A 12,241-nucleotide genomic window follows, 5' to 3' on the forward strand; every position below is an offset into this window, starting at 1 on the left:
GGCTCGAGCAACCTAGATCGAGCCGACCGAACGCAGGTATTTCCGTGCCTGAGGGCTGGTGATCTTTTCGGGTTCAAGGACATACAGCGAGCTCCAGAGCGGTGGTAAACCCAGTTCCTCCATGTAGGACGTGAAGCTGTTGAAAGGCTCGGTACCAATGACTTCGGCGCTGAGCCAGAGCAACTCGCACTCCTGGCAAAGGTGCAGGATTTCCTGCGTTGCCCGCACTTGAACCTGGGTTACTTCGCCTTGTTCACATTCCGGACACAGCATTTTTTCACCTCCCCAATGGGCGCGCAGTCTATCACTGACCAGGTTGCACGCGGCCAGCAACGAAGGTCTGCCTGCGCTCAGAAACCCGCCATGGAGGACGCTGCTTTCGACCCTGTCCGGAGCGGGCCTTTGCGGCACCCGCATTCCCGGCCCCGGTCGCATAAATTTGAAATGCCCGGCATTGCTCGCCAGAATCGCCCCCCGATCCGGCACAAGGTGCCGGACCTTGGTGGTGAAAAGGGGCAGCAGTTGAATCAGCAGACATTGTCCATGCGCCTGGCGCGCGTGGCGGCGCATGTACCAACCGGCGCACGCCTGGCCGATATCGGCTCGGATCACGGCTATCTGCCGGTGGCCTTGCTGCTGCGCGGCAGCATCAGCGCGGCGGTGGCCGGAGAGGTGGCGTTGACGCCGTTCCACGCGGCCCGGCGCACGGTGCGCGACAACGGCCTGGAGCAGCAGGTCAGCGTGCGCCTGGCCGATGGCCTGGCGGCGATCGAACCGGGCGACGCCATCAGCGCCATCAGCCTGTGCGGCATGGGTGGCGAGACCATCCGTGACCTGCTGCAAGCCGGCAAGGCGCGCCTCAATGGCCAGGAGCGGTTGATCCTGCAGCCCAACGGGGGCGAGCAGCCCCTGCGCCAGTGGCTGATGGACAACGGCTACCGCATCCTGTGCGAAGAGGTGCTGCGGGAAAACCGTTTCGACTACGAAATCATCGTCGCCGAGCGCACAGGGCCGGTGAGCTACAGCCCCCGGGAGCTGTACTTCGGCCCTCTGCAACTGCAGGCCCGCAGCCCGGCGTTCCTGGCCAAATGGCAGCGCCTGCTGCGCCTGAAACAGCGCACCCTGGAAAACTTCAGCCGGGCACAGGCGGTGCCCGAAGAGAAGGTGCAGGACATGGCCCGGCAGGTGCGCTGGATCAGCGAGTTGCTGGGCTGAGTGCGCCAGGCGGCCGTTTGCCTGGGCCCGGTGCCAATCACCGCCGGCCCGTACGACACGCTACCGAGCCGCGCAATGTCCCACGCTCAGCGCGTTGCCGGCTCCAGGCCTTATGCCTGGGGCTGGATGGCCGGCGGCGTCGAGACCTGGTGCAGGAACCGTTCGATCAGCCATCGCGCCGCCGGGCCCGGCGGCGTGTCGCTGCGGTAGATGGCGTCGAAGGGGTAGATCCCGCTTTGATATTCCGGAAGATTCAGGCGCACCAGCCGGCCGCTGCGCAGGTCCTCCTCGACCATGGGCCGGGGCATGTTGCCCCAGCCGATGCCGGCACGCAGCAACATGTGCTTGGCGCCCAGGTCCGCCAGCCGCCAGGTGCGGTTGCTCAGCACCGCGAAATCCCTGCCTCGGGTCAGCGTCGAGCGGTCCGACAGCACCAGCTGGATGAATTCGCGCCCGGCGCCGGTCAGGTTGGCATCGCTGGCGGCCAGGGGATGATCCGGCGCGGCCACCGGAATCAGCTCGACACTGCCCACACCGATTCTTTCGATCCCGTCGATGCTTTCGTTCATCGGCCCACTGATGCCGACGACTGCGCCGCGCTCGATCACCCGCTCGGTGACTGCTCCCAGGGCTTCCATGTGCAGGTGCAGGGCCACCGTGGGAAAGGCTTCGCGAAAGGCCTTGAGGGCGTCCACCACACGCTCGGGGGCCAGCATCACATCGAGCACCAGGTGGACCTCGGCCTCCAGGCCTTGCAACAGGCCCCTGACCTTGGCACGCAGGCCATGGACGCCGTTGGCGATGGTCCTGGTCTCCACGAGCACGGTGCGTCCGGCCTCGGTGAGTTGCGGCTTGCGCGTGCTCTGGCGGTCGAACAGCGAGACCCCGAGCTGCATTTCCAGGTTGGCGATGGAGTAGCTGATGACGGACGTAGCGCGGTGCAGTTTTCTTGCGGCGCCGGCGAAGCTGCCGACTTCCACCACGGTCAGGAATACGCGCAATTGGTCCAGCGTCGGGGTGCCGGGGTCGGAGATCATCTCGGGTTCCTTGAGCGTTATCGGCGTTGACGCCCCGGCAGTGTGATCGATTCCAGCCGGGGAGGGGTTGAGGCAGTGTCCAGTGAGCGTTGTATTCTTGCCTATTTTATCGAACCTAATGATCTAAATTAGTCGGCTATTCAGAGAAGCTGTGGCGGCGCAAGCTTTCTTCACCCGGGCGATTCATCTCGGATCGCACCCAACTGAAGGAAATACCTCATGTCCGCTTCTGCCCATATTGCTCAGCCCGACACTCGCCAACAAAGCCGCTCCGATACTCCCCAGGCCGTGGCCGCACTGGCTGGCCGAGTGCTGCTCAGCGCGATCTTCCTGCTGTCCGGCGTCTCGAAGCTGGCGGCACCGGCGATGATGATCGGCTACATCGGCTCTGTCGGCTTGCCATTTCCGCAGCTGGCCCTGGCCCTGGCGGTCATCGTTGAAATCGGCGGCGGCCTGGCCCTGGTCGCTGGCTGGCGGACCCGCACTGTCGCGGCATTGCTGGCGTTGTTCAGCGTGGTCACTGCCTTGGCCTTCCATAACGCACTGGGCGACCAGAACCAGTTCATCCACTTCTTCAAGAACCTGGCCATGGCCGGTGGCCTGTTGCAGGTCGTGGCGTTCGGTGCCGGTCGTTTCAGCCTCGACGCCCGCCGTCGCTGATCACCCGCCAGCGGGGGCCGGTTCCCTCGCGGCGGCTGCGGTTTCCCTGTGTTTTCTTGCCTGATCGAGGTGTCCATGAAAGCCATACGTGCCTACCAATACGGCAGTCCCGATGTCCTGCGCCTGGAAGAAGTTGCCGACCCTGTGGCCGGCGAAGGTGAAGTGCTGATCGATGTCGCCGGTGCTGGAGTCAACCCTATCGACTGGAAGATCCTGTCCGGTGCCATGCAGGCATTCATCCCGCTGCCACTGCCTTTCACCCCGGGGGTCGAGGTGGCCGGGCGGGTGCTTGCCACCGGCCGGGGCGCCAGCCGGTTCGAGGTCGGTGACCGGGTGTTCGGTTTCATCAACATCACGGGCGGCTATGCCGGCAAGGCGGTTGCCCGGGAATCCACGCTGGCGTTGCTGCCCCGTTCCCTCACTGCGTTGCAGGCCGGCGCCGTGCCCGCCACGGCGCTGACCGCCTGGCAGGCCCTGACCGAACATGCCGGCGTGCAGCCCGGGCAGAAGGTGTTGATCCATGCCGCGGCAGGAGGTGTGGGCAGCATGGCGGTGCAGATCGCCAAGTACCTAGGGGCCGAGGTCATCGCCAGCGCTTCGGCGGACAACCATGCCTACCTCAAAGGGCTAGGGGCCGATCAGGTCATCGACTATCGCCGCCAGGATTTCACTCAATGGCGGCCCGCGGTCGATGTGGTCCTGGACCTGGTGGGGGAGCAAACCCAGGCGCTGTCGTTCGCCCTGTTGAAACGGCACGGGGTGCTGGTTTCCCCGGTGAGCCAGCCCGACATCACCCTGGCCAACGACTATGGCGTGACCCCGGTGAATTTCGCCACCCGTGGTGATGGTGGCCAGTTGGCGAGGATTGCCGAGCTGTTCGACCAGGGCCGCTTGCAGGTCGCTGTCCAAGCCTTCCCCCTGAGTGACGCCCCGCAGGCGCTGGAAAAAAGCAGGGGCCGCCATGGCCATGGCAGGCTGGTCCTCGACATGGCCCGCTGATCGCTTGGCGGGCTCCCAGAACAGCCGGCACCACCGGCAAGCCAGGGCGGCGGTCCAGGGTACGGGCCTGCCGCTTGCGGCATTGGCGAGGGCTAACCGGCGGGCCTGATGCCGAAGGGGCCGTTGCAGTCAGCCCTGCACTGTCCAGAGCATGGTTTGCACCTGGATGTGGGGGTGGCTTTGCAGAGGCTCCCACTCATCAATGAACGCGAACCCCTGGCGCAGATAGAAACTCGCGGCCCTGGCATTGGCGGGGGAGACGTCGAGGAACACCCGCTCATGGCCTTGTTCCCGTGCGCGCGACTTCACCGCTTCCACCAGCCGGGCCGCCACGCCGGAGCCACGGGCCGCGGGTGCGACCCACATGCCGATCAGGTTGTAGCGGTTTGCCTCACTGACTGCGGCGCCGATCATTCCCAGGGGCTGGCCATCCTCGATGGCCAGCCAGAATGCGCTGGTCGCGCCCGAGGCACGTTCCTGCCACTGCTGGTCACTGTACCGGGCGGCACTCTGGTAGCTGACCCCGAACGCGGTCGGGGCGTCCTGCAGCGCGGCGAGGCGAACTTGCTTCAACAGCCTCCAGTCCTTGGTTTGCGTCGGTCGAATATCCATGGTGGTCTTCAGGTCGAGTGAGGCAGCAACCTCTCACAAGGCTGGCGCAGGAACAAGCGCGCCTTGCCCGGTGCTGCGCTTGCCGGCGGCCTGCGCTTGCCATTTGCCAGCATCTTGTCGCTGATGAAACGCTGGCTATATGATCGCGCGTCATGCCATTGGCCACTTGCGTGGCCGGCGTTTCCTCATCGGTTCTACAGGGATGTTCCAGGGATGAAAATCAAGAGCAATACAGGTCTGTACAAGGAAGGCCGGCTGGCTGCGCGACTGGCCGGCTGGTTGCTGGCGCCGTGCATGCTGGCGGCTTCGATGCTGGCCCAGGCCGGTGCGCCGATCCCTCCCGGCGCAGTGCTGGCGGTGATGCAGAACGTCGAGGTGCCGGACCAGGATGAAGAGGTGGAGCTGGAAGACGGCGTTACCGCCACCTTCTGGTACGGCCAGGAGCTGGACTTCGACGGCAAGCACTACTACGCCACCTTTGTCTGGCACACCCGGGACCGCGCCGCCCGCGAAGGCGAGGATTTTGCCGCGCCGGAGGTTCAGGTACGGCTGGCCGATGCCACCTTCGAACTCACCAACCCGGGCCAGAAGCAGGCCTATTCCATTCGCAGCATCGAACGCAAGATCGGCTTCTTCGGCGGCGGCGAGAAGCCCGAGGAAGTGGACACCAAGCGCAAGGCCGTTGAGCACCGTACCGCTGACGGCCGCCTGCTGCTGGCGGTGCCCACGGCCACTTTCGACAATGGGGTGATCACCAGGGGCTACACCATGCTGGTGTTCAATCCGAACAAGAAACCCGAAGACGATGGCTGGGTCTGGTCCTATGTGGGCCAGGTGCGCACCGGCGAGGACAACTCCGCGGCCTGCGACGACGGCGCGGTCATGCCCTGCATCGGCAGCGACGGTGAGCTGAGCTTCGTCGCCGGCCAGGAGCCGCTGCCGCAGGTGCAGGTCAAGGTCAGCGGCACTACCTTCGAGGGCCCGGGAAAGGTCCGTTCGCTGGCGGCCGCAGACAACCTCACCTATGTCTACGACAGCAAGACCGAGCAGTACGTCAGCCGCTAGTTGCGACAGCGACGGCCAGGTAGCGCAGCCTTGCCAAACCCACGATCCTCCAGAGAGGATCGTGGGGCGCTTTCACCCCGGTCCGGCACAGCCATCATCCAAGGAAACGGCGAATGAGTACGCGTATCGACATGCTGATGAACCCGGGGCCGGAGGTGCGCGCTGCGATCCTCGAGCCCTTGCGGGCCCACAACCGGGCCCAGGCGGGCGATCCCAAGCCCGAGGCCATCGCCCTGGTGGTTCGCGACGAGCACAGCGGTGAGATTCTCGGTGGCCTGCAGGCGGAAATTTTCTATCGCTGGATGTTCATCGAGCTGCTGGCGGTCCCCGAGCAGACACGGGGCCAGGGCACGGGCTCGCAATTGCTGAACATGGCCGAGGAGCTGGCTCGGGAAAAGGGCTGTATCGGCATCTGGCTCGATACCTTCGACTTTCAGGCGCCGCAGTTCTATCAGCGGCATGGCTTCAGCGAATTCGGCCGGCTGGAGGATTTCCCGCCGCAGCACCGGCGTTTCTTCCTGCACAAACGCCTGGTCTGAACCCCCGGGCCCTGGCTGGCGAACCCGCATGCAGCGCGTTCCCGCAGCCTGGGCTGCGGCTACTCAGGCGTGGGCATCGACGCCGATCCGCGCCAGTAGCCAGTCCTGATAGAGCGCGGGGCTGTCGGTGGTCTGGCCGCCGTTTTTGGCAACGACCGTCTTGCCGTCCAGGCGCCCGATTTCCATCAGGTATTGCAGGCCCTTGAGCACATGGGTGGCGTCGTCCTTGCCCAGGGACTGCACATCGGGCAGTTGGACGGAGTTGCTCTTGTCGTCGAATGTCGCCCAGGTGGGGTTGGCTCTGTATTGGGCTATCAGTTTGGCGTCCGAGATTTGCGATTCATGAAAACTGGCGTCGATCTTCGCCTGCATTTGTGGCGTCGCATTCTCTACCTGGATTTTCATGGACTTCAGCGTGCCATTCTCCAGCGCCCTGGTGATTCCCTTGAGGCCCATGGCTACGAGGGATGTCGAGTTTGAGATGCTTCCTGTCATGAGACTGCTCCTGGGTGGGTTCTGGCCAAGCAGAGCAAAACCCGGGCCATGGGCCCTGAACATGATGCGGCGCGGTGTTGGCAGCGGCGCCAGCAGCGATGGCGGGCAGAAGTTGGCCGTAGTGGGCAAGGGATTGCCATTGGATCGCCTGCTTTTGCCAGCCACTACTGCTCCGAGGCGGATATCGACCCGTGTCCGCCGCCCTGGTGGCCGTGAAGAAAAACTCGATCTGCATGGCCAATCGGCGCACAGTGGCCGCCTGTACTGTTGCCACTTCCGATTGCCCGCCCATGACCCAGCCCCGAACCTCCACCGCACTCGCGGCCCTGATTGCCCGGCACACCCCGCACTCCGGCGACTTTCCCAGCGCCGTGCCCAACCTGACCTTGCACCGCCGTTCCACGCCGACCTCGGCCATTCCCTGCATCTACAGCCTGGGCCTGGGGGTGATTGCCCAGGGCGGCAAGCAGGTGCTGCTGCAGGAGGCGGTGATCAATTACCGGGCCGGGCAGGGCATGCTGACCAGCATCGACCAGCCGGTGGTGGCCCGGGTGACCCAGGGCTCGGCGGCCGAACCTTTCCTGGGCATGATGCTGACCCTGGACATGCACCAGATCCTGCAAACCGCCGCGCAGATGCAGCCGCCACCGCCTTCGCGGGCCAGCGATTATCGGACGGTGGTGGTGGATGAACTGGAGCCGGGGCTGGCCAGCGCTCTGGAGCGGCTGGTGGGCTTGCTCGACGAGCCGGCGCTGATTCCCCAGCTGGCGCCATTGATCCAGCAGGAAATCATCGTCCGGCTGTTGGCCGGGCCCTACAGCCTGGCGTTGCAGCAGCTGCTGGCGGTGGGTTCGCCGACCCAGCAGATCTTCAAGACCGTGGCCTGGCTCAAACAGAACTTCACCCAGCCGTTGCGCGTCGATGATCTGGCGCAGCGCGCCCATATGAGCCCGTCCACCTTCCGCCAGCATTTTCGCGCCATCATCGGCGTCAGCCCGTTGCAGTTCCACAAGCAGTTGCGCCTGCAGGAAGCCCGGCAGTTGATGCTCAGCCAGAACATCGATGCAGGGCGCGCCGCGGGGCTGGTGGGCTATGAAAGTGCTTCGCAGTTCAGCCGGGAATACAGCCGGGTGTTCGGCGCGCCGCCGCAGCGGGATATCCGCAGGATGCGCGAGGCCGGGTAAGGGCCAGGTTGCAGTGCAGGGTTCAGCGAAATAGGCAAACAGTCTGTGGCACGGCTCTGGGCGCCTAACCATTTGATCCGCCACGGATAGGCCTGTTTCTAGCTGTTTGTGTTGCAGCGAAACAGCCTTCGGGGTGAGCCGGCAGAATCCGCAAAACAGGCAAACTTGCCGTCAGAATAGGCAAGGTTTCGCCGCGAGCCATTTCTATACTGGTGCCCGACGACGCAGCAGCCCCAAGGCCTGCCGTGTCCCGGGCGCTTTCGGTAACGCCCGACTCCGCACTCCCGCACACGGGAGCGAGCGGTCCGCCTATCGATCCAGACGAGCCTGCCCAGGGCGGCTCAAGGAGTACGGTCATGAGCAACAGCATCGAACACGTCAGCTTCCCCAACTTCGGCTGGGACAACGCCGCGGACATCTATCTGCCGGCGGATTTCGACCCGGGCAAGCGCTACCCGGCCATCGTCAGCACCCATCCCATCGGCAGTTGCAAGGAGCAGACCTCCGGCAACATCTACGCCGCCGGGCTGGCCCGGGCCGGGTTTGTGGTCATCGCCTTCGACGCCAGTTTCCAGGGCGCCAGCGGCGGCCAGCCACGCTTTATCGAAGACCCGGCCATTCGCGTGTCGGACATCCGTTTCGCCATCGACTACCTGGTGACCCTGCCTTATGTCGACCCCGAGCGCATCGGTGCCATCGGTGTCTGTGGTGGCGGTGGCTACACCATCCAGGCGGCAATGACCGACTACCGGATCAAGGCCCTGGCCTCCATTACCGGGGTCAACTTCGGCCGCCTGATCCGCGAAGGTTTCAGCAACTTCGATCCGGTCAGCGCCTTGCACGCCATGGCGAAGCAGCGCACCGCCGAGGCCCGGGGCGAGGCGCGTCATGTGATCGACTACCTGCCAGCATCGGTAGCCGAGGCGCAGCAGAACGGCATCAGCGACATCGACGTACTGGAAGCCACCGAGTACTACAAGACCGCCCGGGGCCAGCAGCCAAACGGCGCCACCAGCGGTCTGTTTTCCTTCAATAGCGCGGCCTTTGGCTGGGATGCCTTCCTGCAGGCCGAGGTGCTGCTGACCCAGCCACTGATGGTGGTGGTCGGCGACAAGCCCGGCGGCTTCGGTGCCTACCGCGACGGCCTGGAAATCCATGGCCGCGCGGCCTCCAGGGACAAGCATCTGGTGGTCGCTGAAGGCGGGTCCCACTACGACCTGTACGACCGCGCCGAAACGGTGGCGCTGGCCATGGCGCAATTGGTGCCGTTCTTCCAGCAGCACCTGTAAGGGGAGAGGCAGCCGCCGCTGTCGCCTGGCCGGCGACGGCGGCTTTGTCGCGCCCGGGCGCCAAACCGCTCCCCCGGCAGGCCGCCGGTGAGCAGCAGGCTGGCGAAGCTTAGGGGGTAGGCATTGATGACTCATTGCAGGGCCGTGATGCCGGCATCCCGGTCCCGGGCGATGGATTCCAGGGCGACATTGACGATCGAGGTGTCGAGGATCACCACCCCATAGCTCCGGCAGGGGGCGATCAGTACCTGGCGTCGCAGGCGGTGCTTGAGGTCCATGGGGGCGTATTTCCTTTGCCGCAGTGCGGTGCGACTATACGAACCTTTTTGCACACAATGCTTCGGGCTGGATCGAAGTGTGCGGCGAAACCTTCGCCGAGCCGGTGCGGGGGGCATGCTCATCATCCTGTCCGATGGCAGCTCGCTGTCCGCCAGCGCCCTGGCCGAAGCGGCGGGGATGTCACCGCAGACCGCCAGTTCGCATCTGGCCAAGCTGCTGGAGAGCTTTTGCAAGCTGGGCTGGGAGCAGTTGCAGCGCCAGCTGGGTGTCCAGCCGCTGGCCTGAAGCCCTTGTGGCCAGCCAGCGTAAGCCCCTTCAAGCCATCACCCCAAGGAATGACGAATGAGCCGCCTGCCCCTGCAACATATCGACCTGAGCCAGGTGACGAGCACCGCTGAATTGCACCTGGTGCTGCGCGATGCCCTGGGTTTTCCCCATTGGTACGGCTGTAACTGGGACGCCTTCTGGGACGCCATTACCGGGCTGGTGGAAATGCCCGAACAGTTGCATATCAGCGGCTTGCCAGCATTGTCCCGGCGCCTGCCCCGGGACGCGCAACTGCTGCTGCAATGCCTGGAGCGGATGAAGGTCCAATACCCGACGCTGGCTGCGGACCTGCTGTTGGAGCCAGCCAAGCCTTAGTCCTGCCTATCGCCGGACGCGCAATTGAGCCACGACGCTGCCAGGCAAGGGTTTATTCTTTCCCGAGGCAGTGAACAGCCACCCATGGAGACGCCTGTGAGCATCAAAGACCATCCCGCGGATTACCAGGACCTCAAGCGCGCCGTCGCCTTGCTGGAGTCGCCTTCACTGACGGCGCGCCTGTCCGGGCTGCTGGGTTCGCCCATCGAAAGCGCGGTCAAGGCGCTGCCGGCAGTGGTGGCGAAAAAGATCAACGGCGCGGTGGTGGCGGCACTGCACAGCTCCGCCGATGCGGCGCTGTGGAGCCTGGACAACGCGCCCAAAAAACCGGCGTCGACCTTGTTGCACAAGATGTACGCGGCCACTTCCGGCGCTGTGGGCGGGGCCTTCGGTTTTGCCGCGCTGTTTGTCGAGCTGCCCATTTCCACCACCATCATGATGCGCTCGGTGGCCGATGTGGCCCGCAGCGAAGGCTTCGATCTGGCGGATTTTGCCACCAAGCAGGCCTGCATCGAAGTGTTCGCCATGGGCGGCAACAGCCAGGCCGACGACGCCACGGAAACCGGCTACTACATCACCCGCAGCTTCACCACCCAGGCCATGCAGCAACTGTCCAAGGAGCTGGCGGCCATTGCCGCCAAGCGCGGGGCCGGGGCGGTGGGCAGCTTGTCGCCGGGGCAGGTGGGCAAGTGGCTGGCGCTGCTGATCGAGAAAGTCGCTAGCCGTTACGGCGTGACCATCTCCAGCAAGTTCGCGGCCCAGGCGGTGCCGGTGATCGGCGCCTTTACCGGCGCCACCATCAATGCGCTGTTCACCGACTTCTACCAGGACATGGCCCGTGGGCACTTCACCGTCAAGCGCCTGGAGCACAAGTACGGTTTTGAGCAGATCAAGGACGAGTATGCGCACATCCTGCGCAAGCAGCTGGCAGGCTAGGGCGGTATCCACATGAGCGACTTTCCCGTTATCCGCACCCCGCGCCTGATCCTCAGGGAACTGTGCCCGGCCGATGTCCCGGCACTGTTCGCGATCCACAGCGACGCCGATACCATGCAGTGGTTCGGCACCGACCCCATTACCGACTACCCGCAGGCCGAGCAACTGCTGGCGCTGTTTACCAGCTGGCGCAGCCTGCCCAACCCGGGGACGCGCTGGGCCATCGAGCGCCACAACCAGCCGGGTCTGCTGGGTACCTGCGGCCTGTTCAAATGGAACCGGCAGTGGCGCAGTTGCGCCGTCGGCTTCGAACTGGCGAAGTCGGCGCAAGGGCAGGGGCTGATGGGGGAAGCATTGCAAGCCATTGTTGGCTGGGGGTTTGAATACATGGCATTGAACCGCATCGAGGCCCAGGTACACCCGCAGAACCTGGCGTCGCTCCGGTTGCTGGAGCGGGCAGGGTTTGTCCGCGAAGGGGTTTCACGGCAAGCGGGTTACTGGCTGGGCGCCCATCATGATCTGGTTCAGTACGCGCTGCTGCGGGCAGAGTTTACAGCGCGATGAGCCTCCCCAATCGCCCGTGTACTTGATCCAGACCGTGCACCCTTCATAAAACTCAGGCGTTGCGCAGGATCGCGGCGGCCTGCGTGACCTTGTTGTCTTGAACCAGTTGAAACAGACCACGTTCCACATCGGCGACGCGAGCCTCTGGCAGGTAGCTCCGAGCTATGTCAGCCAGGCGTTCGCACCAGCCCTCGTAAGCGTTCGAATTGGCTTTACTGATACGGATCCGGGTCGGGTCCTGTTTGATTGCCGCCAGGACGGTGTCGCTGTGGACCTGCTGGATTTTCATGATCTGCAGGTCCAGGGTGGCCGACTGGAGCGGGTCGAGAAACATGCGGATCTTGCTGACAAACGACACACTGGAAAACTGCGGCATCTTCAGGCTGGCGATCTCGTAAAGTGCCGGGCGCGGTTGCTCCTTGAACAGCGCCGAGGCCTGTGCGATCTGCAAGTCTTTGACCCCGGAGCGGAAGCGGCCAACACGAACATTGGCCAAGCCACCCATTTGAGTGAACCCCCAATAGAGAACATTCGATAGCCCGTCCTTGACGGTGTTCAGCGAGTCGCTAAGGAGTTGTTGGCGAATCCGGGTTTCCAGTTCGGACATGGACAGCCGCACAACGGGCGTCTGGCGGGCAAAGTCAAAATGCGCAGTGGGGAAGGCATAGCCTGCTACCGCATCGGCCAATGTTTTCGCTTGCTCAGGACTCAGTGGCATTACGTGT

Annotated in this window: 17 protein-coding genes; 11 read left to right on the plus strand and 6 right to left on the minus strand. The window is 64.3% G+C overall.

Annotated elements, in window-relative coordinates:
• Positions 1 to 12 precede the first annotated feature (12 nt).
• On the minus strand, positions 13 to 570 hold the full coding sequence (locus PFLCHA0_RS31955; RefSeq protein ID WP_152686118.1) for a hypothetical protein: 558 nt from the start codon (positions 568 to 570) through the stop codon (positions 13 to 15).
• Between PFLCHA0_RS31955 and PFLCHA0_RS12170 the strand changes: the two genes are divergently transcribed.
• On the plus strand, positions 523 to 1,215 hold the full coding sequence (locus tag PFLCHA0_RS12170) for a tRNA (adenine(22)-N(1))-methyltransferase (protein ID WP_026022876.1): 693 nt from the start codon (positions 523 to 525) through the stop codon (positions 1,213 to 1,215). The genes PFLCHA0_RS31955 and PFLCHA0_RS12170 overlap by 48 nt on opposite strands.
• Positions 1,216 to 1,325: 110 nt before the next feature.
• On the opposite strand, the gene PFLCHA0_RS12175 is transcribed toward PFLCHA0_RS12170, so the two are convergent.
• The gene (locus tag PFLCHA0_RS12175) at positions 1,326 to 2,252 is read right to left on the minus strand and encodes a LysR family transcriptional regulator (protein WP_015635140.1); all 927 of its coding nucleotides are present in this window, start codon (positions 2,250 to 2,252) and stop codon (positions 1,326 to 1,328) included.
• 219 nt (positions 2,253 to 2,471) lie between these two features.
• Here PFLCHA0_RS12175 and PFLCHA0_RS12180 point away from each other — a divergent pair, with 219 nt between their 5' ends.
• Positions 2,472 to 2,912, plus strand: a complete 441-nt coding sequence (locus PFLCHA0_RS12180) for a DoxX family protein (RefSeq protein ID WP_011060672.1) — start codon at positions 2,472 to 2,474, stop codon at positions 2,910 to 2,912.
• A gap of 75 nt (positions 2,913 to 2,987) precedes the next feature.
• The gene (locus PFLCHA0_RS12185; RefSeq protein WP_169893653.1) at positions 2,988 to 3,911 is read left to right on the plus strand and encodes an NADP-dependent oxidoreductase; all 924 of its coding nucleotides are present in this window, start codon (positions 2,988 to 2,990) and stop codon (positions 3,909 to 3,911) included.
• Positions 3,912 to 4,040: 129 nt separating this feature from the next.
• Here the strand turns inward: PFLCHA0_RS12185 and PFLCHA0_RS12190 are convergent, their stop codons facing one another.
• Positions 4,041 to 4,523 carry a GNAT family N-acetyltransferase gene (locus tag PFLCHA0_RS12190; protein WP_015635142.1) on the minus strand — a complete coding sequence of 161 codons (483 nt, stop codon included), beginning with the start codon at positions 4,521 to 4,523 and terminating at the stop codon, positions 4,041 to 4,043.
• Positions 4,524 to 4,736: 213 nt separating this feature from the next.
• On the opposite strand from PFLCHA0_RS12190, the gene PFLCHA0_RS12195 reads away from it, so the two are divergent.
• Entirely contained in the window at positions 4,737 to 5,588 is an 852-nt protein-coding gene (locus tag PFLCHA0_RS12195) for a hypothetical protein (RefSeq protein ID WP_015635143.1), read from the plus strand.
• A gap of 113 nt (positions 5,589 to 5,701) precedes the next feature.
• Positions 5,702 to 6,127, plus strand: coding sequence for a GNAT family N-acetyltransferase (locus tag PFLCHA0_RS12200; protein WP_011060675.1), 426 nt, complete (start codon positions 5,702 to 5,704; stop codon positions 6,125 to 6,127).
• A gap of 63 nt (positions 6,128 to 6,190) precedes the next feature.
• On the opposite strand, the gene PFLCHA0_RS12205 is transcribed toward PFLCHA0_RS12200, so the two are convergent.
• Complete coding sequence (locus PFLCHA0_RS12205) at positions 6,191 to 6,622, minus strand: hypothetical protein (protein ID WP_015635144.1); 432 nt, start codon at positions 6,620 to 6,622, stop codon at positions 6,191 to 6,193.
• A 233-nt stretch (positions 6,623 to 6,855) separates the two neighbouring features.
• On the opposite strand from PFLCHA0_RS12205, the gene PFLCHA0_RS12210 reads away from it, so the two are divergent.
• Together PFLCHA0_RS12210 and PFLCHA0_RS12215 are read left to right on the plus strand one after the other, a co-directional pair.
• Positions 6,856 to 7,806, plus strand: coding sequence for an AraC family transcriptional regulator (locus PFLCHA0_RS12210; protein WP_015635145.1), 951 nt, complete (start codon positions 6,856 to 6,858; stop codon positions 7,804 to 7,806).
• A gap of 356 nt (positions 7,807 to 8,162) precedes the next feature.
• A complete protein-coding gene (locus PFLCHA0_RS12215) occupies positions 8,163 to 9,095 on the plus strand; it encodes an alpha/beta hydrolase (RefSeq protein WP_015635146.1) in 933 nt (310 codons plus the stop codon).
• A gap of 131 nt (positions 9,096 to 9,226) precedes the next feature.
• Here the strand turns inward: PFLCHA0_RS12215 and PFLCHA0_RS31820 are convergent, their stop codons facing one another.
• On the minus strand, positions 9,227 to 9,373 hold the full coding sequence (locus PFLCHA0_RS31820) for an MFS transporter (RefSeq protein ID WP_145992905.1): 147 nt from the start codon (positions 9,371 to 9,373) through the stop codon (positions 9,227 to 9,229).
• Between the two features lie 115 nt (positions 9,374 to 9,488).
• Here PFLCHA0_RS31820 and PFLCHA0_RS31825 point away from each other — a divergent pair, with 115 nt between their 5' ends.
• The 4 genes from PFLCHA0_RS31825 to PFLCHA0_RS12235 all read left to right on the plus strand — a co-directional run bounded on the left by PFLCHA0_RS31825 (position 9,489) and on the right by PFLCHA0_RS12235 (position 11,516).
• Entirely contained in the window at positions 9,489 to 9,659 is a 171-nt protein-coding gene (locus PFLCHA0_RS31825) for a winged helix-turn-helix transcriptional regulator (protein ID WP_162865003.1), read from the plus strand.
• A gap of 57 nt (positions 9,660 to 9,716) precedes the next feature.
• Positions 9,717 to 10,016 carry a barstar family protein gene (locus PFLCHA0_RS12225; protein ID WP_015635147.1) on the plus strand — a complete coding sequence of 100 codons (300 nt, stop codon included), beginning with the start codon at positions 9,717 to 9,719 and terminating at the stop codon, positions 10,014 to 10,016.
• Positions 10,017 to 10,100: 84 nt separating this feature from the next.
• Positions 10,101 to 10,952: an EcsC family protein gene (locus PFLCHA0_RS12230; protein ID WP_015635148.1), complete on the plus strand. Its 852-nt coding sequence runs from the start codon at positions 10,101 to 10,103 to the stop codon at positions 10,950 to 10,952.
• A 12-nt stretch (positions 10,953 to 10,964) separates the two neighbouring features.
• Entirely contained in the window at positions 10,965 to 11,516 is a 552-nt protein-coding gene (locus tag PFLCHA0_RS12235; protein WP_015635149.1) for a GNAT family N-acetyltransferase, read from the plus strand.
• A gap of 52 nt (positions 11,517 to 11,568) precedes the next feature.
• Here the strand turns inward: PFLCHA0_RS12235 and PFLCHA0_RS12240 are convergent, their stop codons facing one another.
• Positions 11,569 to 12,234 carry a hypothetical protein gene (locus tag PFLCHA0_RS12240; protein WP_015635150.1) on the minus strand — a complete coding sequence of 222 codons (666 nt, stop codon included), beginning with the start codon at positions 12,232 to 12,234 and terminating at the stop codon, positions 11,569 to 11,571.
• Between the last annotated feature and the right edge of the window lie 7 nt (positions 12,235 to 12,241).

This window comes from Pseudomonas protegens CHA0, from assembly GCF_000397205.1.
GTDB lineage: Bacteria > Pseudomonadota > Gammaproteobacteria > Pseudomonadales > Pseudomonadaceae > Aquipseudomonas > Aquipseudomonas protegens.